The organism is Erythrobacter sp. (assembly GCF_030066995.1).
GTDB lineage: Bacteria > Pseudomonadota > Alphaproteobacteria > Sphingomonadales > Sphingomonadaceae > Erythrobacter.
Genome location: NZ_JASJAP010000002.1, coordinates 404779 through 421204 on the forward strand (window position 1 = coordinate 404779; position 16426 = coordinate 421204).

18 protein-coding genes are annotated in these 16426 nt (G+C 62.4%); 7 read left to right on the forward strand and 11 right to left on the reverse strand.

Annotated elements, in window-relative coordinates; all coding sequences use genetic code 11:
- Positions 1-5: 5 nt before the first annotated feature.
- From QNI87_RS08145 to QNI87_RS08165, 5 genes are all read right to left on the reverse strand, one after another.
- The gene (locus QNI87_RS08145; RefSeq protein ID WP_300595680.1) at positions 6-446 is read right to left on the reverse strand and encodes a (2Fe-2S) ferredoxin domain-containing protein; all 441 of its coding nucleotides are present in this window, start codon (positions 444-446) and stop codon (positions 6-8) included.
- Positions 443-2611 (reverse strand): S9 family peptidase, encoded by a 2169-nt coding sequence (locus QNI87_RS08150; protein ID WP_300595681.1) that lies wholly within the window; start codon positions 2609-2611, stop codon positions 443-445. Before QNI87_RS08150 ends, QNI87_RS08145 begins: the two co-directional genes overlap by 4 nt.
- Before the next feature lie 68 nt (positions 2612-2679).
- Positions 2680-3165 (reverse strand): DUF2497 domain-containing protein, encoded by a 486-nt coding sequence (locus QNI87_RS08155; protein ID WP_300595682.1) that lies wholly within the window; start codon positions 3163-3165, stop codon positions 2680-2682.
- A gap of 60 nt (positions 3166-3225) precedes the next feature.
- The gene (locus QNI87_RS08160; protein ID WP_300595683.1) at positions 3226-4725 is read right to left on the reverse strand and encodes a TolC family outer membrane protein; all 1500 of its coding nucleotides are present in this window, start codon (positions 4723-4725) and stop codon (positions 3226-3228) included.
- Positions 4722-5339: a protein-L-isoaspartate O-methyltransferase gene (locus tag QNI87_RS08165; RefSeq protein WP_300595684.1), complete on the reverse strand. Its 618-nt coding sequence runs from the start codon at positions 5337-5339 to the stop codon at positions 4722-4724. The genes QNI87_RS08160 and QNI87_RS08165 overlap by 4 nt, the downstream gene beginning before the upstream one ends.
- 245 nt (positions 5340-5584) lie before the next feature.
- On the opposite strand from QNI87_RS08165, the gene fumC reads away from it, so the two are divergent.
- From fumC to QNI87_RS08180, 3 genes are all read left to right on the forward strand, one after another.
- Positions 5585-7018 carry a class II fumarate hydratase gene (gene fumC / locus QNI87_RS08170; RefSeq protein ID WP_300595685.1) on the forward strand — a complete coding sequence of 478 codons (1434 nt, stop codon included), beginning with the start codon at positions 5585-5587 and terminating at the stop codon, positions 7016-7018.
- 225 nt (positions 7019-7243) lie between these two features.
- Positions 7244-8590, forward strand: coding sequence for a histidine kinase (locus QNI87_RS08175; protein WP_300595686.1), 1347 nt, complete (start codon positions 7244-7246; stop codon positions 8588-8590).
- On the forward strand, positions 8583-9362 hold the full coding sequence (locus QNI87_RS08180; protein WP_300595688.1) for a LytTR family DNA-binding domain-containing protein: 780 nt from the start codon (positions 8583-8585) through the stop codon (positions 9360-9362). The genes QNI87_RS08175 and QNI87_RS08180 overlap by 8 nt, the downstream gene beginning before the upstream one ends.
- A gap of 239 nt (positions 9363-9601) precedes the next feature.
- On the opposite strand, the gene QNI87_RS08185 is transcribed toward QNI87_RS08180, so the two are convergent.
- Complete coding sequence (locus QNI87_RS08185) at positions 9602-9913, reverse strand: UrcA family protein (RefSeq protein WP_300595689.1); 312 nt, start codon at positions 9911-9913, stop codon at positions 9602-9604.
- Between the two features lie 240 nt (positions 9914-10153).
- Here QNI87_RS08185 and QNI87_RS08190 point away from each other — a divergent pair, with 240 nt between their 5' ends.
- The 3 genes from QNI87_RS08190 to QNI87_RS08200 all read left to right on the forward strand — a co-directional run bounded on the left by QNI87_RS08190 (position 10154) and on the right by QNI87_RS08200 (position 11658).
- Positions 10154-10426, forward strand: a complete 273-nt coding sequence (locus QNI87_RS08190) for a hypothetical protein (protein WP_300595690.1) — start codon at positions 10154-10156, stop codon at positions 10424-10426.
- 36 nt (positions 10427-10462) lie between these two features.
- The gene (locus QNI87_RS08195; RefSeq protein WP_300595691.1) at positions 10463-11218 is read left to right on the forward strand and encodes a metallophosphoesterase; all 756 of its coding nucleotides are present in this window, start codon (positions 10463-10465) and stop codon (positions 11216-11218) included.
- A gap of 248 nt (positions 11219-11466) precedes the next feature.
- Complete coding sequence (locus QNI87_RS08200; protein WP_300595692.1) at positions 11467-11658, forward strand: hypothetical protein; 192 nt, start codon at positions 11467-11469, stop codon at positions 11656-11658.
- Positions 11659-11771: 113 nt separating this feature from the next.
- Here the strand turns inward: QNI87_RS08200 and rpsI are convergent, their stop codons facing one another.
- The 5 genes from rpsI to QNI87_RS08225 all read right to left on the reverse strand — a co-directional run bounded on the left by rpsI (position 11772) and on the right by QNI87_RS08225 (position 15236).
- On the reverse strand, positions 11772-12314 hold the full coding sequence (gene rpsI, locus QNI87_RS08205) for a 30S ribosomal protein S9 (RefSeq protein WP_300595694.1): 543 nt from the start codon (positions 12312-12314) through the stop codon (positions 11772-11774).
- Positions 12314-12793, reverse strand: a complete 480-nt coding sequence (gene rplM, locus QNI87_RS08210; RefSeq protein ID WP_300595695.1) for a 50S ribosomal protein L13 — start codon at positions 12791-12793, stop codon at positions 12314-12316. The genes rpsI and rplM overlap by 1 nt, the downstream gene beginning before the upstream one ends.
- Positions 12794-13033: 240 nt before the next feature.
- Positions 13034-13765 (reverse strand): hypothetical protein, encoded by a 732-nt coding sequence (locus tag QNI87_RS08215; RefSeq protein WP_300595696.1) that lies wholly within the window; start codon positions 13763-13765, stop codon positions 13034-13036.
- Between the two features lie 47 nt (positions 13766-13812).
- Positions 13813-14145, reverse strand: a complete 333-nt coding sequence (cutA, locus tag QNI87_RS08220) for a divalent-cation tolerance protein CutA (RefSeq protein WP_300595697.1) — start codon at positions 14143-14145, stop codon at positions 13813-13815.
- On the reverse strand, positions 14142-15236 hold the full coding sequence (locus QNI87_RS08225) for a COX15/CtaA family protein (protein ID WP_300595698.1): 1095 nt from the start codon (positions 15234-15236) through the stop codon (positions 14142-14144). Before QNI87_RS08225 ends, cutA begins: the two co-directional genes overlap by 4 nt.
- A gap of 129 nt (positions 15237-15365) precedes the next feature.
- On the opposite strand from QNI87_RS08225, the gene thiS reads away from it, so the two are divergent.
- Complete coding sequence (gene thiS / locus QNI87_RS08230) at positions 15366-16358, forward strand: sulfur carrier protein ThiS (protein WP_300595699.1); 993 nt, start codon at positions 15366-15368, stop codon at positions 16356-16358.
- Positions 16359-16426: the final 68 nt, after the last annotated feature.

Sequence of the window (16426 nt, forward strand, 5' to 3'; positions counted from 1 at the left end):
GGGCGTCAGGTTTCGCCGCCCGTCGCCTTCTGGGGCCGCAGGCGGAGATCTTCCACCGGATTGCCGCGGATGAGATGCTCTTGAATAATCCGCTCAAGCGCGTCCGGCGTGCACGAGTGGTACCAGACCCCATCGGGCCAAACGACCGCTATTGGCCCGGCGTCGCACATCTGAAGACAATCCGCTTTGGTTCTCTGAACACCGCCCCGGGCACCATTAGGGTGATCCGAGCTGCGCTTGGGGCCGACGAGATCAAGCTCCTTGGTGCGCGCTTTCAGATACGCCCAGGACGCCTCGCCCACCTCGCGTGAGCAGCATTTCTGCTTCTCCGAAACCGCGCACAGGAAGATGTGCCGTTCGACCGCGTCTCCCTTTTCCGGATCGCCATACTTGCGCGCAAGCGAGTGCTGAGCGGATGCAAGCGCCTGATCGATTTCCGCGCTCATTCGCCCACCTCCTTGTCCGAAAGCCAGCGGTCGAGCCAGGCGAATACGGTTTCGTGCCATTGCAACGAATTCTTCGCCCCCAGAACCCAGTGGTTCTCATCGGGAAAGACCAGCAATTGCGAGGGGATTTCGCGCTCCTGTAGAACCGTGAAGCTCTGCAACCCTTGCGTGTAGGGAACGCGGAAATCCTTCTCGCCGGTGATTACCAGCATGGGTGTTTGCCATTTGTCGATGTGGTTGACCGGATTCCAGCGCTCGTAAACCTCCGCCTGCTCAAAATAGGAGCCGCCAAAATCCCAGCGCGGAAACCACAATTCTTCGGTCGAGTAATAAAAGCTGCGCAGGTCAAACAGGCCGTCGTGCTGCACCAGACAATCGAAGCGATCCGGCCAATTGCCCGCGATCCAGTTGATCATGTACCCACCATAGCTCGCGCCCATGGCGCAGGCGCGGCTGCCGTCGATTTGCGGATCGAGCGCCAGCGCCGCTTCGAGCCCCTTCTGCAGATCGACAAGCGGTTTGCCGCCCCAATCCTGGTTGATGGCATCCATGAAGTCCTGTCCGTAACCAGAACTCCCATGGAAATCGACCGAGATGACCGCGTAGCCCTGGCTCGCCACGGCTCGAGCGTTCCAGCGGCTTGACCAGACATCGTTGAACGAACCTTGCGGACCGCCGTGAATGTAGAGGATGGCCGGGATTGGACCCCCCTGGTTTTCCAGCCGCGTTATCTGGCCCCACACGGTCGCGCCCTCGGCGCCGGCGAAGCTGAACCGAGTGGTGAGGGTGCTTGCCATTTGCCCCATGCGCTTCGTCACAAAGTTGGTGAGCGGACGCGCTCTTGCGAGGTTGGTCGAAAGGTAAAGCTCGTTCGGCGCTCCAATCGAATCGCGGACGAACAGCAGCCTGTTGCCGGGGAGCGCCGCCATTGAGCCGATATGCGCTTCGTTTCCGGCCATCAGGTCGAGCTCTCTCACCTTCCCGCTGGTCGGATCGATCAGAAAGACCGGCGTATCGAGCGTATCGGCGGCGGTGGCGAGCAGGTAGGAGCCGTCCGCGCTCCAGGTGAGAGAGCCGAACGAAAGATCGGTATCGGTCGTCAGCGCGCGTGTTTCGCCGCTGGCAATATCGCGCAAATGGACGACGAGCCGATCGGATTCGTAGCCCGGGCGCTCCATCGCCAGATAGGCGAGAGTGGCGCCGTCAGGTGACATTGTAGGCCCTGAATCGTGGGCGTCGTTTGCCTGCGTGAGGACGACTGGGGCGCTGCCGGTGAGGTCCGAGAAGTAGATGTCGAGATCGGTGGAGGTCGGCTCCTTTGCGCTCGCTTCGCGCGCCACGAAATAGAGCCCCGAGCTATCCGGTGCCCAGGCCAGGTCTTCCATCCCGCCAAACGGCACGGTCGGCGTGTTGCCAACAAGGCCGGTTGTCGGATCAGCTCCATCGATCGGTACGCCGGGGCCGGAGATTTCCCCGTCCTCCAGATCGAACACGAACACGCGGTTGAACTCACCCGGCTTTACCCATCGGTCCCAGTGTCGATAGAACCCAATATCGCCTTCGTAGAGACGGCCCGAGCCTGTCGGTTCGCCTTCTGGCTCGCACTGAAACGTCGGGCATTCGCGCGGGGCGCTGCGCAGCAGCGCAGCCTTGTCGCCCTTGGGGGAGAGGAGGAACCCGGACAGCGCGCTGTCCCCAAGGTCCGCCACAAGGGTCGGCTTGCTAACGCTCTGTGCGCTATCCAAAGAGACCCGCCAAAGCCGCGTGTAGTTTGCCGCTTCGCGATCCGTGTGATCTTCGCTAAGGAAGTACAGGTGGTTTTCCGGGCCGAAGGCGAGCGCGTATCCATCGAGGCCCAATTCAAGCTCGACCGGCTTGGCTCCAGGAGCCGACAAGTCCAGCGCGTAATGGATTGGCGAGCGCGTGAGCGTTTCAGGATCGGTGTAGGTTACCGAAAAGACGGCGTAGCGCCCAAAGCGCGAAACGGTGGGCGCGCCAAGTCGGGGCATTGTGACAAGGTCGCGCGCCGACATGGGAGGCGAGCTCAAACCGGGAATGGTCTTGGACCCATCCTCGTGACTGTCGGCGAGAAGCGGCGCTCCGGTCAAAGCTAATGGCACGGCGATGAGCGCGCTCATGGGGAGGCTGAATTCAGGTATCCTCATGGCTGCGGGTCGTAACCCGCGAGACGCGCCAACTCCAGCAATTTGCACGGCGCGCGAAACGTCAGCCGCTACCTGCGTTTTCCGGCGATCCGGGCAATCTCGGCTTGCACCATTGCCTCGACCATGGCGGGCAAATTATCCTCAAGCCATTGAGCCAGCATGGGGCGCAGCAATTCGCGCGTGAGGCCCTCGAGCGACGTTTCGCCCGTGCGCACGATCTGCGGCTTCGCGCCGGGCTCGGCGAGCATGGCAAGCGCGGCGAGGTTGTCCTGCATGGCGCCGCGCACCTCTTCGGCCACAAGCGGCGCGTCGGCTGGTGTGATCGCACCTTCCTCTTCATCCGGCTCGTCAGTGTCCTCCAGGCCCTCTTCTGCCAGCATGTCGCCGAGATCGAGGACCTCTTCGGCCTCATCGTCGCTGGCTGGCTCTGCATCCCTTTCGTCGGCATCGCGCAGCTGGCGCGCTTCTTCTGCGTCCTTGCGGTTGTCGCGAGCGATCACTTTCTTGATCGATTCGAGGATTTCTTCGACCGATGCTTCGCTGTTTTGCGCCATACTCACCTTGTGGACCTGCGTTTATGCGCGTCGACGCGACCTCGAATCAGGCCGCGCGCGCTATTCTATGTCGAGCGGGCCATAAGTCGCGTCAGCCGCTGGAATGTCAACGGTACGTGTCGATTTTGGAGCGGGTTCGGGATCGCGGTCCCAATCCCAGATCTTGCCCTTGATCCGCTCATAGTTGACATCCGGATCGTAAAGTGGACCTCCAGTGTCAAGGTTGAGGTCGCGTGCCTCGGCGCGGCCCATCGCGGCCAGCAGTGTAAAGCCGGCAACATAGGCATCACGCCGTGCGGTCACGAGTTGCGCTTTGGCCGAGACAAGCTCCTGTTCGGCGTTGAGCACATCCAGGATCGTACGGTTTCCGATCGAATTCTCGGCGCGCACGCCCTCGAGACTGACCTCGGCCGATTCAACGGCGACCCGCGAACTGTCGATAACCGCAAGCGCGGCTCTCCAGCTGGCATAAGCGGCGCGGGTTTGCTGGATGACCGAGCGCTCAGTCTCGATCATCTGCTCCATCGCCACAGTTTCCCGCGCGAAAGCCTGACGCTGCTGGGCGGCGACGCGCCCGCCCTGAAAAATCGGAATGCGCAAGGTAAGCCCGGCCTGAATACCGGTCGCCGTCTGGTCGCTGGGAATGACTGTCGCTGGATCGCCCGGATTTTCGCCCGGAATGACTTGATCGGGCACAGTACCGAGCGTGTTTTGGTAATCGTAGGTGCCGAAGGCCGATAAGGTGGGAAGCCGTCCGGAGCCGGCGACTTCGCTATCGTAGCCAGCGGCTTCGGCGCGCTCCTTGGCTGCGATCAGATCAGGATTGTTTTGCAGCGCGAGCACCACTGCATCTTCGACGGAGCCCGGCAGGCCGGGCAAGGGGGGAGGCGAAGCCAGATCGATCGGCGCACGGCCGACCAGCTGAATATAGGTCTCGCGCGCGGACACCAGGTTAGCGAGGGCCGTGCGAAGATCCCCTTCTGCAAGAGCGAGGCGCGATTGCGACTGCGCGACGTCGGTCCGCGTCACGTCGCCAATCTCGAAACGGTCGCTGGTTGCCTCCAGATTGACGGTCAGCACCTCAACCTGATTGGCGGCGAGGTTGGCCAGAGCTTCGGTGCGCAGGACATCGAGATACGCAGCGACCGTTTGACTGAAGATTGCGCTTTCCGTTGCGCGCAAGTCCGCTCGCCCGGCTGCCACGCGCTCCTTCGCCGCCTTGATCCCGTTCTTCACGGCCCCGCCATTATAGATCGGCACGCCGAGATTGCTCTGGAACGTGAAAACGCGCTGGGGCTGGAAGAAGTTGTTCTGGTTGGCGCGGACGAACTCGGTCAGACCCGAGTTTGTATCGAGCGATGGCCTTGCGTCCGCCTTGTTGATCGGCACGTCTTCATCGGTCGCGCGCTGGTTGGCCCGTGCGCCTTGCAGCGTGGGGTTGTTGTTGTAGGCGGCCGCAAGAGCTTCGCGCAGCGTTTCCGCCTGCGCCGGGGCAGCCGCGGTCAGCGCGAGAGTTGCGCTGCTCAGGGCCAGCGCGCACAGATTGAGAGGTGCTCTCATGAAAATGTCCAGCCCTTGGGCTTGTCGAACGCATGAAGCACCGGGATACCAAGGTCCTCGACGGGCTGGAGCGACACTTGACCCACAACCTTCCGCCCCGACGCCAAGCGGGTGACGTTGCGCAGAACCAGCCCCGAGACGATTCGCCCGCCCTCTTCGAGGCAATCGGCCAAGGCCACCGGCAGTTGTTCGATCGCGCCGTCGATCAGAACAAGCGAATAGGTGCCTTCGACCGCGCCGTCGATCGCGCCGTCGATCGCTTCGTCCGCCGAGACCGTGTCGAGGCTCGACACGAGAGGATCGACCAGTGCGGCGAGATAGCCTGTACCCCCCTCGACAATCAAAACCGTGTCGGTCCGCGCCGGAACCGCTTCCATGAGCACCTTGCCATAGAACAGCGGAGAGGCCAGCGCTCCACCCTCGACGGCAACGCTGCGATCGATATAGGCCAGCGCGCTGCGGCTTTCGGGCAGGAAATCCTCGCGCGGAACCGCCATCATGCGAGCAAGCGCAAATTCCTCGTTCACCCCGCTGGTGCGCAGCTGGCTGTCGATCATCGCTTTTCGCGCTTTGAGAGAATCCTGCGTCATCTCGGCTGCATCGATGCCCGTCATTCTATGCGTCGTCTTTCAATACCTTGATGAACCGTATTGCGGTACTAATACAGTCCGTCAACCCTTGCCGAATTCCAAACGTTTGGACCTCGGCATCCGATACGCTGCCCTAGACCTGCGCGCGGCCACCGCCAAGGCCTTTGACGACTCCGGCGTTACGGCCTTATGGGGCGGGCCTTATGGGAGCGCGGCTTGCATCGCGATGGGCCGGCATACGGCAATCGACCAGCACAAAGGGATCTTCGATGAGCGACATTATCAACAACGGCGAAATCTTCGGCGCAACCGGGAAGGTACGGGTCGAAACCGATTCGCTGGGTGAGGTTGCCGTGCCCGTCGACGCGCACTGGGGCGCACAGACGCAGCGCAGTCTCGCCAACTTTGCGATCGGGGTGGAGACCATGCCCGCGCCGCTTGTCAAAGCTCTTGGTGTTCAAAAGCAGAGCGCGGCCAAGGCCAACATGGAACTCGGCGTGATGGACGCAAAGGTCGGGGAGGCGATCATCCAGGCGGCGAGCGAAGTGGTCGACGGTACGCTGGCGAGCCAGTTTCCTCTTTCCGTCTGGCAGACCGGGTCCGGGACGCAGTCGAACATGAACGCCAACGAAGTCATCGCCAGCCGCGCGAACGAAATCCTGACCGGTCAGCACGGCGGCAAGGAGCCGGTTCACCCCAACGACCATTGCAACATGGGGCAAAGTTCGAACGATACATTTCCGACCGCCATGCACATCGCCGCGGCGAGCGAGACGATCGAGCGGTTGATCCCCGCCCTGCAGCATCTTCACGAAGCGCTTGACGCAAAATCCAAGGCTTTCGCCAATATCGTCAAGATTGGCCGCACGCACCTGCAGGATGCGACGCCGCTGACGCTGGGGCAGGAGTTTTCGGGCTACGCCAAGCAGATCGATTACGGCATAGCCCGGCTCGAAAACGCGTTGCCCCGCGTCCTGGAGCTTGCCCAGGGCGGCACAGCGGTGGGTACTGGCATCAATTCCAAAGCGGGATTTGCTGAAAAGTTCGCTGCGAAGGTGGCCGAGGCGACGGGCCACCCCTTTGTGACCGCGCCCAACAAGTTCGAAGCGCTTGGTGCGCATGATGCCCTTGTAGAGTTGTCGGGCGCGCTCAATTCGAATGCCGTGTCGGCGATGAAGATCGCCAACGACATCCGCCTGCTCGGCTCGGGCCCGCGTTCGGGTCTGGGCGAGATCGCGCTGCCCGCGAACGAGCCGGGCTCCTCGATCATGCCGGGCAAGGTCAACCCGACGCAATGCGAGGCGCTCACCATGGTCTGCGCTCAAGTGATGGGCAACCACACCACCGTCAGCGTTGCGGGTTCGCATGGCCATCTGGAACTGAACGTGTTCAAACCGGTCATGATCTACGCCGTGCTGCAATCGATCCGCCTGCTTTCGGACAGCACAAAGAGCTTCACCGATAATTGTGTCAGCGGGATTGAGGCCAACACTGCGCGGATCGACAAGCTCATGAATGAAAGCCTGATGCTGGTGACGGCGCTCAACCCGCATATCGGCTATGACAACGCGGCCAGGATCGCGAAGAAGGCGCACGCGGACGGGACGACACTCAAGGAAGCGGGGCTGGAACTGGGCCTGTTGACCGAAGATCAGTTCGACGCCTGGATCGTGCCGGCTGAGATGATCAAGCCGAGAGACTGATCGCGCGGGCGACGGGTAGGATGGCGTCGACCCGTCAGCCGCGTCGTCGCGACGGTGGCGTTTGGCCGCCGATTGCGGCACAATCCGATATGTTGTGGCGCCAATCGGGTCAAAATGCGGGTGTTTACGGTCGCTGTTCGACCAACGTTCATCTTGGTCCGATGATGCGCTGACTCAGGCGATTGGCGGAGACCCGCCCGCCGCGCTATCTCGCAAGGGATCATGATGCCCCCAGCCAAAGCCAATCTTGCCGCCTCGCAGCGCACCACCAGCGCCGCGGCGAGCGTTCCGTTTCGCACGGTGCTGTTCTCGATGGTTGTGCTGTGGGCGGCCTACTTCCTGATCGTCACCGTGCGCAGCTATGTCGCGGGTTTCGACATGCAGATCGAATTGGCGTGGCGGCGCGGTTTGGTGACCTTGAGCGGGCTGGCGCTCACCATAGTGCTGTGGAGCCTCTTGCGGCTCTTCGACACGCGCCCTCTCTGGGTAAAGATCTCCGCCGCCCTTGTCCTTGCCTTGCCGGTGGCCTTGGCGATTGGCCAGATCAACCAGCTGGTCTTCGAGGAAATGCAGCTGAAGTGGGAAAAGCGCTTCGAGAAGATGAACAATATCGGCCTGCGACGCGACGAGGCGGGCAATTTGCTGGTTGATGTACCCGTCCGACCAGGCGCGGCCGCTGCCGAAGGCCCATCGAGCGACGCATCGACCGCCCAGCCTGGCACCACGCAGTCCGGTACTACCCAGCCCGGCACCGCTGAAACGGAGAGCATTCTGATCCGTCCGGCGGCGACTAATGCGGATCGTTGGCGATCGGTGCTCGATATTGCGCTGGGACGCTATTTCCTGTTGCTTGCGTGGGCCTCGCTCTACTTTGCGCTTCTTGCCGGCTATCAGGCGAGGGAGGCTCAGCGGCGCGAAGAGCAGTTTCGCAGCGCCGCCAAGGCCGCCGAGCTGCGCAGCTTGCGCTATCAAGTGAACCCGCATTTCTTGTTCAACACCTTGAATTCGCTTTCCGCACTGGTGATGACGGGCAAGCCGCAGCGCGCCGAGGAGATGATCCAGTCGATCAGCCGGTTCTATCGTCACAGTCTGGCCGATGATCCGACGAGCGACGTGATGCTCGCCGACGAATTCGACATGCAGCGCGAATATCTCGAGATTGAGGCGGTGCGCTTCCCCGACCGTCTTCGCACGCGCTTTGATCTGCCCCCCGAACTTGCCGACGCGCGCGTGCCTGGCATGATCCTGCAACCCCTGGTGGAGAACTCGGTCAAATACGCCGTCTCACCCGTGGCGCGTGCCGTGACGATAACGCTGGCCGCGCGCGAGGAGTTTGACCGGCTTGTGCTCAGCGTCAGCGACGATGGCCCGGGTGTGCCAGCGGGCGTCGAGCATGGATTCGGGATCGGGCTTGCCAATGTGCGCGACCGGCTGGAAGCGCGCTTTGGCACAGACGTCGTGTTGACCTCAACGCCGCACGAGGGCGGGTACGTGACCGAGATGCGGATACCGCTTACGCGCCAGCCGATGACGGCGTACGGCACGGAGCAGAATGACGAGGCGTATGGCTGACACCGATCTTCCCGAAACATCGCTGCGGACCTTGATCGTCGACGATGAACCACTCGCGGTCGAGCGCACGCAGGTGATCTGCGCGGAACTCGACGCGATCCGGGTGGTCGGTACGGCAAGCGACGGCGCGGCGGCGCTGCGTCTGTCGGAGAAGCTTGAGCCTGATCTCGTGCTGCTCGACATGACGATGCCCGAGCTCGATGGTCTGGGTGTCGCCCGTAAGCTGTCAGAGCGTGACAATCCACCGGCGGTGATCTTCGTGACCGCACACGATCATTTTGCGGTGGAGGCGTTCGATCTCGAAGCGATCGATTACGTGCTTAAACCCGTCTCGGCCGACCGCCTGAGTCGCGCGATCACCCGCGCCATCGCGCGCCGGGGCGAACGCGTAGCCGAGACAAGCGAATGGCTGGACGAGTTATGGGTGCCGCATCGCTCGGAATTGCTCCGCATCGCGGTCAGCGAAGTGCACCGCATCGACGCCGAGCGCGACTATGTCCGCCTGCACGTCGCGGCGCCCGGCGAAGAGGCGAACGAAACCGGAGAGAGCGGACGGACCTATCTGTTGCTCCAGACCATTGCCGGCCTCGAAGCGCGGCTCGACCCCGACAAGTTTATCCGTATTCACCGCTCGACCATCCTTCGCCGCGACAACATTCGCGGGCTTCGGCATGATGGCCTGGGGGTGTGGTCGGCGGAGCTTCTGAATGGTGAGGCCCTGCGGATCGGCCGCACATATCTCGCCAAAGTGAAGAAGATGGCGGGAAGGTAAGGGATCCTCTTGGCGCCTTCGCGCTCAGCGATCACCCACCCCGCCTCCCCACCTGATTGCCAATGGGGCCACCAGGCTTTGCTGGCTGGGTGGAGCGGCGGGATAGGCGGAGCCCGGTTCCGCCACTTTCGGAACTCCCAAAAAGAAAGCGGCCTGGATCGCAGGGACTAAGTGCATCCAGGCCGCTCGAGTCGCACACCGCAGGGGCTAACCGCAGCGTGCGGGGTGTTGAGCGCGGTTCAGCCGCCGCGCCGTTGATCTTCGATAACCGCGGCCGCTTGTTCGCGCGCGGAGATGCGCGCTTTCTTGAGGCATTCGCGCGCGTCGCGCTGCGTGCGGGTGTCCATGCGACCGCCGTAGTAATTGCAGACACGCCGCACCGCGATCTCGACACGCTGCTCCAGCATTTTCTGGCCCTTGATGGTGTTGAGATCGAGACCTTCGTAGCTGACCATTTCGGTCTTGCGGATGGTGTCGCCCGCCAGAGCGGGGGTGGCAATTCCAGCGGCGCCGATCGAAGCGGCGACAAGGGCAACGGCGATGTTTTTCATGTAAACTCTCCTCTTGCAAGGACCGCCCAGCCTTCGACCAAGGGTTCGGGGAAGGGTCGAAGCGGGGTAACCGGGCGGCCTTACAATTGGAGAATTACGCCGAGGCAGCGCTGCGATCATCCCAAGCTCGACTTTTGGCGTTCGTCGCTCGACTGAAAGAAAGCGCGTGCGATCAGGGGGTTAAAGCGTCCGACCAACGCCTGTTTCCACTCGACGAAGGTTTACGCCATAGTGCCACACATGAGCTGGCTGGTTGTCTTTGTCGCGATTCTCGGGGTTGTGAACTTTGCTCTGCACCGCGCGGTTCTCGAAAGCGATCACCCCTTGCTTAGCCAAATGCCCGATTTTCTCGGTTCGATCGGCGGTCGGTTGAGCCTGATCGCTGAGTTCGCTGTGCTGCTCGCGGCCATGCTGCTCACCGCGAACGGCTGGCCGGAGCTGGCGTGGGCGTATCTTGCCTACAGCGCGCTCAATGGTATGGCCGCCTGGCTTGTCTTGCGCCGACGCGCGTGATGCGGGCGGCGGGTTAAACGTCCAGCGGATCAGGTCATGCCGACGCGGTTATTCCATATCAGCGATGTCCATTTCGGGATCGAGGACCGCGCGGCCCTTGCCGAGGTCGAACGCGCGATCGCCGACGAGCGACCCGATGCCCTGGTGTGCACCGGAGATCTGACGCAGCGCGCGACCCACAGACAATACGCCTCAGCCGCTGAGTGGTTTGGCCGGTTCGACATTCCGGTTTGGCTGGATGTCGGCAACCACGACATGCCCTATTACAATTTGTGGGAGCGCTTCAAAGAGCCGTATCGCCGCTATAACGCCCTGCGCCGCGCGGTGGCGGTGGACGTATTCGAGACCGATGATCTTGTCTTGATCCCACTCAGAACGACGGTGCCGGCGCAGAAGCGCTGGCCGTGGTCGGATGGAGTGGTCACTTCCCATTCGATTGCGGCGACCCTTGTTGCGATTGAGCCCTTCGAGGCCGACTCGCGTACAGTGATAGTGACAGCGCACCACCCCCTGCATGGTCCCGAGATTGACGGCCCCACGTCGACGATTGGTGGTAATGAGGCGTTCGCGCGCCTCGTCGAAAGCGGAATGGACGCGATAATGACAGGGCATATCCACACCCCCTTCAACGAGAGGCGGCGCGCGGGCGAGGGGAGCGCTCAGGTGATCGGCGCGGGCACTCTGTCGACGCGCCTGCGCCACGGCGCGCCCCCATCGTACAACGTGCTGACGTGCGCGCGCGGAGAGGGCGACATAGCGGTCGAAACCCGCACAATCCCCGTTGTGTTATGATCGCGGCCAGAGAGTGGCCCAGGCTTTATCGGCGAGCCGCCAGGTAAACATAGCGCGCAACCGGTTAACCGTTTTTGGCGGACCCTCCTTAACTCGATTTAAGCCATATTTCGATCGAGCGGCGGCATCGGTGGTTGCTTCCACTGGTCTGGCGTCTGGTCGCCTGAACCGTTGTTGATCGGACGCAAGACTGCGCGATCCGCGCGCGCGAAAGGGGCTTTGCGCTCTTTGGATGTGTGGAGTTCATCATGTTGAAAGCGCTTGCCCTGGGGACGATCCTTACCGGCACGATTGCTCTTGTCATCGGGTCGCAAGGCTCGAGCGCGGGCCCACTCGCGGTCCACGCGATGGCTGTGGGGGATGCCCGGATTTACTGGTCCTGGCCGATGTTTGCGGCGGGCACGGGCCTATCATGGGGCATCATGTGGCTCCAACGATGAGCCAAGGGGAGCGGCCTTTCAGGTCGGGCACAAAGAAGAGCGTGTCATGAAAGAAAGGCGGCCTCCCGCGTTGGAGAGGCCGCCCGTCCTGCAATCGCGTATGGTGGCGCGTTTTAGCGCTTCGAGAACTGGAAGCTGCGGCGGGCCTTCGCACGACCGTACTTCTTACGCTCGACCACGCGGCTGTCGCGTGTCAGGAAGCCGGCTGCTTTCACGACGCCGCGCAGCTCTGGCTCGTATTTGGTCAGCGCCTGGCTGATGCCGTGCTTGACCGCGCCGGCCTGGCCTGAGAGCCCGCCGCCTTTGACGGTAGCGACAACATCGTACTGACCCTGGCGATCGGTGATCGTGAAGGGCTGGTCGATGATGAGGCGCAGGGTCGGACGCGCAAAGTACACTTCCTGATCGCGGCCATTGATGGTGACCTTGCCAGTGCCCGGCTTCAGCCAGACGCGCGCGGTTGCGTCCTTACGGCGACCGGTCGCATAGGCGCGGCCTTGCGCGTCCAGTTCCTGCTCGCGCAGCGGCGCGCCAGGCTGAGTCGATGCGTTCTGAGCGATTTCAGCCGCGTCGGCTGCGGGTGCATCGCCCGCGATCTCCTTGAGATCGGACAGGTCGTTCACGGTTTCCCCGGAAGTGTTAGCGTTGTCGGCCATTATGCGGACACCTTGTTCTTGCGATTCATCGAAGCGACGTCGAGCGTCTTGGGCTTCTGCCCGTCATGCGGATGCTCGGTCCCGGCGTAGAGGTGCAGCGCCTTCATCTGCTGCCGCCCCAGCGGTCCACGCGGGATCATGCGCTCGACGGCCTTTTCCAGCACGCGCTCGGGAAAGCGACCTTCAAGAACCTTCTGAGGCGTCGTTTCCTTGATGCCACCAGGGTGGCCCGTGTGCTTGTAGTAGACCTTGTCGGTCGTCTTGTTGCCGGTGAATTTCACCTTGTCGACGTTGATCACGATAACATGATCGCCGCAATCGACATGCGGGGTGTAGCTCGGCTTGTGCTTGCCGCGCAGGATGTTGGCGATGATCGAGGCAAGGCGGCCTACAACAAGGCTGTCCGCATCGATGATGTGCCACTCTTTTTCGACTTCGGCCGGCTTGATCGACCGCGTCTGCGTGCTGAGCGCTTTCATGGTTTTGTCCTTAAAGCGATGAACTGAAAGCGATGCGAGAGAGCCCGGTGGCCTTGCATCGCGAATCGCGTGGCGGCGTCGTACGACCGCATTTGCGAAGTGGCGCGCATTTGTGGCGAAAGAGCGCTTAAGTCAAGCAAAAGGGGGGGTTAGCGGAGAGGTAAAATAATACCTCCAAAATCCAAAGGGCTCTCCCCGCGCGTGTTTGATCAACTAACTCGCGCCGCTTCGGCCTCTCGATCACGCCACAACCAGCGACCAGTCCTCGCTCGATCGACGCTCGCTCTCACCGATCCGTGTGACGACCTCGCGCCGGGCTATGTCGAGCAATGTGGAGCCTTCTTGAGCTCTCGCCCTCCAATTGACTTCGAACTCCCCGTAGCCGCCATCGGGCAAGGCCACGCGGCGGACATCGTGGAATGGTGTGGTTGAGGGACAGAACAGATCTCCGGGCAGCTGGTCGAGCAGCGAGGACCCCGCGCGTTGCAATTGCGCGAGATACCGCGCTTGCTGCGCTGCGCTGTCGCCGGAGAGGCCCTCTTCCTCAAAAATGGCCTCCGCAACCTTGATTGCGTTATTGACGCTGGCGCGGGTCGTCAGCTGCCCGGCTGCCACAATCGTTCCGTCCGGCGAAAGGAGTATCGGCCACATCTTGTGGGTGGAACGCTCCCTTTCAATCTGACTCAGGCGCGCAAGCTTGGGCGGAGCCTCGACCGAGACTGAGGCTTGCTGGCCCATTACGGCAACGCCGCGGCTTTGTTGCGCAAACGTAACACGCCAGCTTCGTGTGACGACGACCGCCTGCCCATCGCGCAGGCCGCGAGAAAGCCGACGGGTGAGTGTGCAGGTGCCGCTAGGCCAGGCGACCGACTGCGCGGCAAGCAGTGAAGTGGGAAACGGCGCTGCGCCACAGGCAAGCGCGCCCATCGTGAACAGCCATGCATGCCGACGCGTAAGCCCATCTGCGATCATAGGCTTCCTCGATTAAAGCCCAACCCCATGACGCCGCACGGTCCCTCTTAGCGGGTCTGCTCGGAAATCCACGCCAGGGTGTCAGGATGCGCTGCGTCGCAAATCGTCGCTATAATGACGGGAGTTTCGTAAGGATGCAACGCGTGCAACCGATTTACCGCTCTCTTCAGAGCTTCGGCGGTCGTTTTAAACAGAGCCGCAGTCTCGCTCGCGCATTCGCGCTGCCCTTTCCAAAGAAAGACCGATTCGATCGGACCAAGAAGGTTGGCGCAAGCGATCAAACCTTCATCCAGCAGCGTTCCGGCGATTGCGCGCGCTGTCTCGGCGTCTGGCAAGGGCGAGTAGATAAGAGCGGCACGGGTCGCCTCGCCGGTCGTCATGCGGCCACGCGCCGGGCCTGGCTCGCGATGCCATCGATATGCATCGCCCAGGCGGTCGCCGCGACCGTCAGCGCGCCGATCAATTGGTGAGCGGAGGCGAGCCACAGATTGACCCCGCTCAACACGGTACCAATTCCAAGAAGCACCATCGCACCAACCGCAGCGTGAAGCGAAATCGAGGCGCGTCGATCGCGCAGCCGCACACGCCGGGCCAGCCAGACGAGCGCAACGACAGCCACCCACGCCCACCATCTATGGAGAAAATGAAGCAGCGTTGGGTCGCTTGTGAACATGGTGAAGACGCCCGGCGACCAGTCCAGCTCCGGGACCAGGCGGTCTTCGTACATGAAGGGCCAGCTGTAGGAGGCGTGCCCCGCGTTGAGCCCGGCAACCCAGGCGCCAAGCAGCAGCTGCACGAACAGCACGCCCGCTACGATCGCTCCGCCGGGCGTCAGCGGCGCCGGGCTGACGCCGGGCTCGCGAGCCAGGCGGCGCATGTCGCGGGCGGTCCACACCAGAGCCGCCAGGAGCGTGAGCGCGGTCAAAAGGTGCAAGGACAGGCGAAAATGGCTCACATCGGTCATGTCGCCCACAAGCCCGGACTGGACCATCAGCCAGCCGAAAAACCCTTGCAGACCGCCGAGCGCGAGCAGTCCAATCAGCCGCGGCTTGAACCCCGCTGGAATAGCGCCGCGCACCCAGAACCAAACCAGCGGCAGCGCGTAGACCAAGCCAACCATCCGCGCCAACAGCCGGTGAAACCACTCCCAGAAATAGATGAACTGGAAGTCTGCCAGCGTCATTCCGCCAACGCCGGCCTCGAGCCGGTATTCGGGCGTCGCGCGATACTTTGCGAACTCGGCCTGCCAGGCGTCTTCGCTCAATGGCGGAAGAATTCCAGTTGCGACTTCCCATTCGGTGATCGAGAGACCGCTTTCGGTAAGGCGCGTGATGCCGCCGACAAAAACGATCAACACGACCAAAGCGGCCGTCACCTCGAGCCATCTTGCGAGCGCGAGTGGGCGCGCGCGAGATGTCCCGTGCGAACTCGTGGCAATGGGGTTGGCTTGCTGGGCGGCGGTCGTGGCCATGCGTTGCTAAATGTGCCCAGCCTCTCGCCAGCGCAAGATCATTTGCAACAAACCGCGATGCGCTCTTCGCAAGCGAAAGGCGAGAAACTGCCGGTTGCGCCTCGGGGCAGGGTGGCTATCTCGGACCGTATGAGCAAGACCATCACCTTGAACGGCGAGACTCGCCGCACGCAGGCTGCAACCGTGGCCGAACTTGTCCGCGAACTCGATCTTGCGCCGGAAAAGGTCGCGGTGGAACGCAACGGCGAAATCGCGCCGCGCTCGACGCTTGAGACTGCGGCGCTTGCCGAAGGCGACGTTCTCGAGATTGTGCACTTTGTGGGAGGGGGCGACCACGCCGCGTCGGCGGCGGCGGCGGACACGTGGAGTGTCGCTGGGAAGACATTCACCTCGCGGCTGATTGTCGGCACGGGCAAGTACAAGGATTTCGAGCAGAACGCCGCCGCCCTTGAAGCGAGCGGGGCCGAGATTGTGACCGTGGCGGTGCGCCGCGTTAATGTAACAGATCCCAAAGCGCCAAGGCTCACCGATTTCATCGATCCCAAGAAGGTCACTTATCTTCCCAACACCGCCGGCTGTTTTACGGGCGAAGAGGCGGTGCGCACCCTTCGATTGGCGCGCGAAGCGGGAGGATGGGATCTTGTGAAGCTCGAAGTCCTGGGGGAAGCCCGCACGCTTTATCCGGACATGCGCGAGACGCTGACCGCGTGCGAGACCCTGGCGAACGAAGGTTTTCACCCGATGGTCTATTGCGTCGATGATCCCATTGCCGCCAAGCAGCTGGAAGACGCAGGCGCAGTCGCCATCATGCCGCTAGGCGCGCCGATCGGCTCCGGGCTGGGTATTCAGAACCAGGTGACCATCCGGCTGATCGTCGAAGGCGCAAAGGTGCCGGTGCTCGTCGATGCCGGCGTCGGCACGGCTTCGGACGCTGCCGTGGGTATGGAATTGGGCTGCGACGGCATTCTGATGAACACCGCGATTGCTGAAGCCAAAGACCCGATCCGCATGGCGCGCGCCATGAAGCTGGCGGTCGAGGCGGGACGCGAGGCGTATCTCGCCGGACGCATGGGGCGACGCAGATACGCTGACCCCAGCAGCCCGCTTGCCGGATTGATCTAGGTCCTGCCAACGTCGCCCGGTGTGAAATTCTCCGCGCGGCTTACCTGTTATTAACTACGTTTCGCGAT

Bases quoted from the DNA above. Each gene is read 5' to 3' on its own strand.
- fumC (WP_300595685.1), top strand. From the start codon at position 5,585: ATGAGCGACATTATCAACAACGGCGAAATCTTCGGCGCAACCGGGAAG.
- QNI87_RS08200 (WP_300595692.1), top strand. From the start codon at position 11,467: ATGTTGAAAGCGCTTGCCCTGGGGACGATCCTTACCGGCACGATTGCT.
- QNI87_RS08195 (WP_300595691.1), top strand. From the start codon at position 10,463: ATGCCGACGCGGTTATTCCATATCAGCGATGTCCATTTCGGGATCGAG.
- QNI87_RS08160 (WP_300595683.1), bottom strand. From the start codon at position 4,725: ATGAGAGCACCTCTCAATCTGTGCGCGCTGGCCCTGAGCAGCGCAACT.
- QNI87_RS08175 (WP_300595686.1), top strand. From the start codon at position 7,244: ATGCCCCCAGCCAAAGCCAATCTTGCCGCCTCGCAGCGCACCACCAGC.
- rplM (WP_300595695.1), bottom strand. From the start codon at position 12,793: ATGAAAGCGCTCAGCACGCAGACGCGGTCGATCAAGCCGGCCGAAGTC.
- QNI87_RS08150 (WP_300595681.1), bottom strand. From the start codon at position 2,611: ATGAGGATACCTGAATTCAGCCTCCCCATGAGCGCGCTCATCGCCGTG.
- QNI87_RS08155 (WP_300595682.1), bottom strand. From the start codon at position 3,165: ATGGCGCAAAACAGCGAAGCATCGGTCGAAGAAATCCTCGAATCGATC.
- QNI87_RS08190 (WP_300595690.1), top strand. From the start codon at position 10,154: ATGAGCTGGCTGGTTGTCTTTGTCGCGATTCTCGGGGTTGTGAACTTT.
- thiS (WP_300595699.1), top strand. From the start codon at position 15,366: ATGAGCAAGACCATCACCTTGAACGGCGAGACTCGCCGCACGCAGGCT.
- QNI87_RS08185 (WP_300595689.1), bottom strand. From the start codon at position 9,913: ATGAAAAACATCGCCGTTGCCCTTGTCGCCGCTTCGATCGGCGCCGCT.
- QNI87_RS08145 (WP_300595680.1), bottom strand. From the start codon at position 446: ATGAGCGCGGAAATCGATCAGGCGCTTGCATCCGCTCAGCACTCGCTT.
- QNI87_RS08215 (WP_300595696.1), bottom strand. From the start codon at position 13,765: ATGATCGCAGATGGGCTTACGCGTCGGCATGCATGGCTGTTCACGATG.
- cutA (WP_300595697.1), bottom strand. From the start codon at position 14,145: ATGACGACCGGCGAGGCGACCCGTGCCGCTCTTATCTACTCGCCCTTG.
- QNI87_RS08180 (WP_300595688.1), top strand. From the start codon at position 8,583: ATGGCTGACACCGATCTTCCCGAAACATCGCTGCGGACCTTGATCGTC.
- QNI87_RS08225 (WP_300595698.1), bottom strand. From the start codon at position 15,236: ATGGCCACGACCGCCGCCCAGCAAGCCAACCCCATTGCCACGAGTTCG.
- rpsI (WP_300595694.1), bottom strand. From the start codon at position 12,314: ATGGCCGACAACGCTAACACTTCCGGGGAAACCGTGAACGACCTGTCC.
- QNI87_RS08165 (WP_300595684.1), bottom strand. From the start codon at position 5,339: ATGACGGGCATCGATGCAGCCGAGATGACGCAGGATTCTCTCAAAGCG.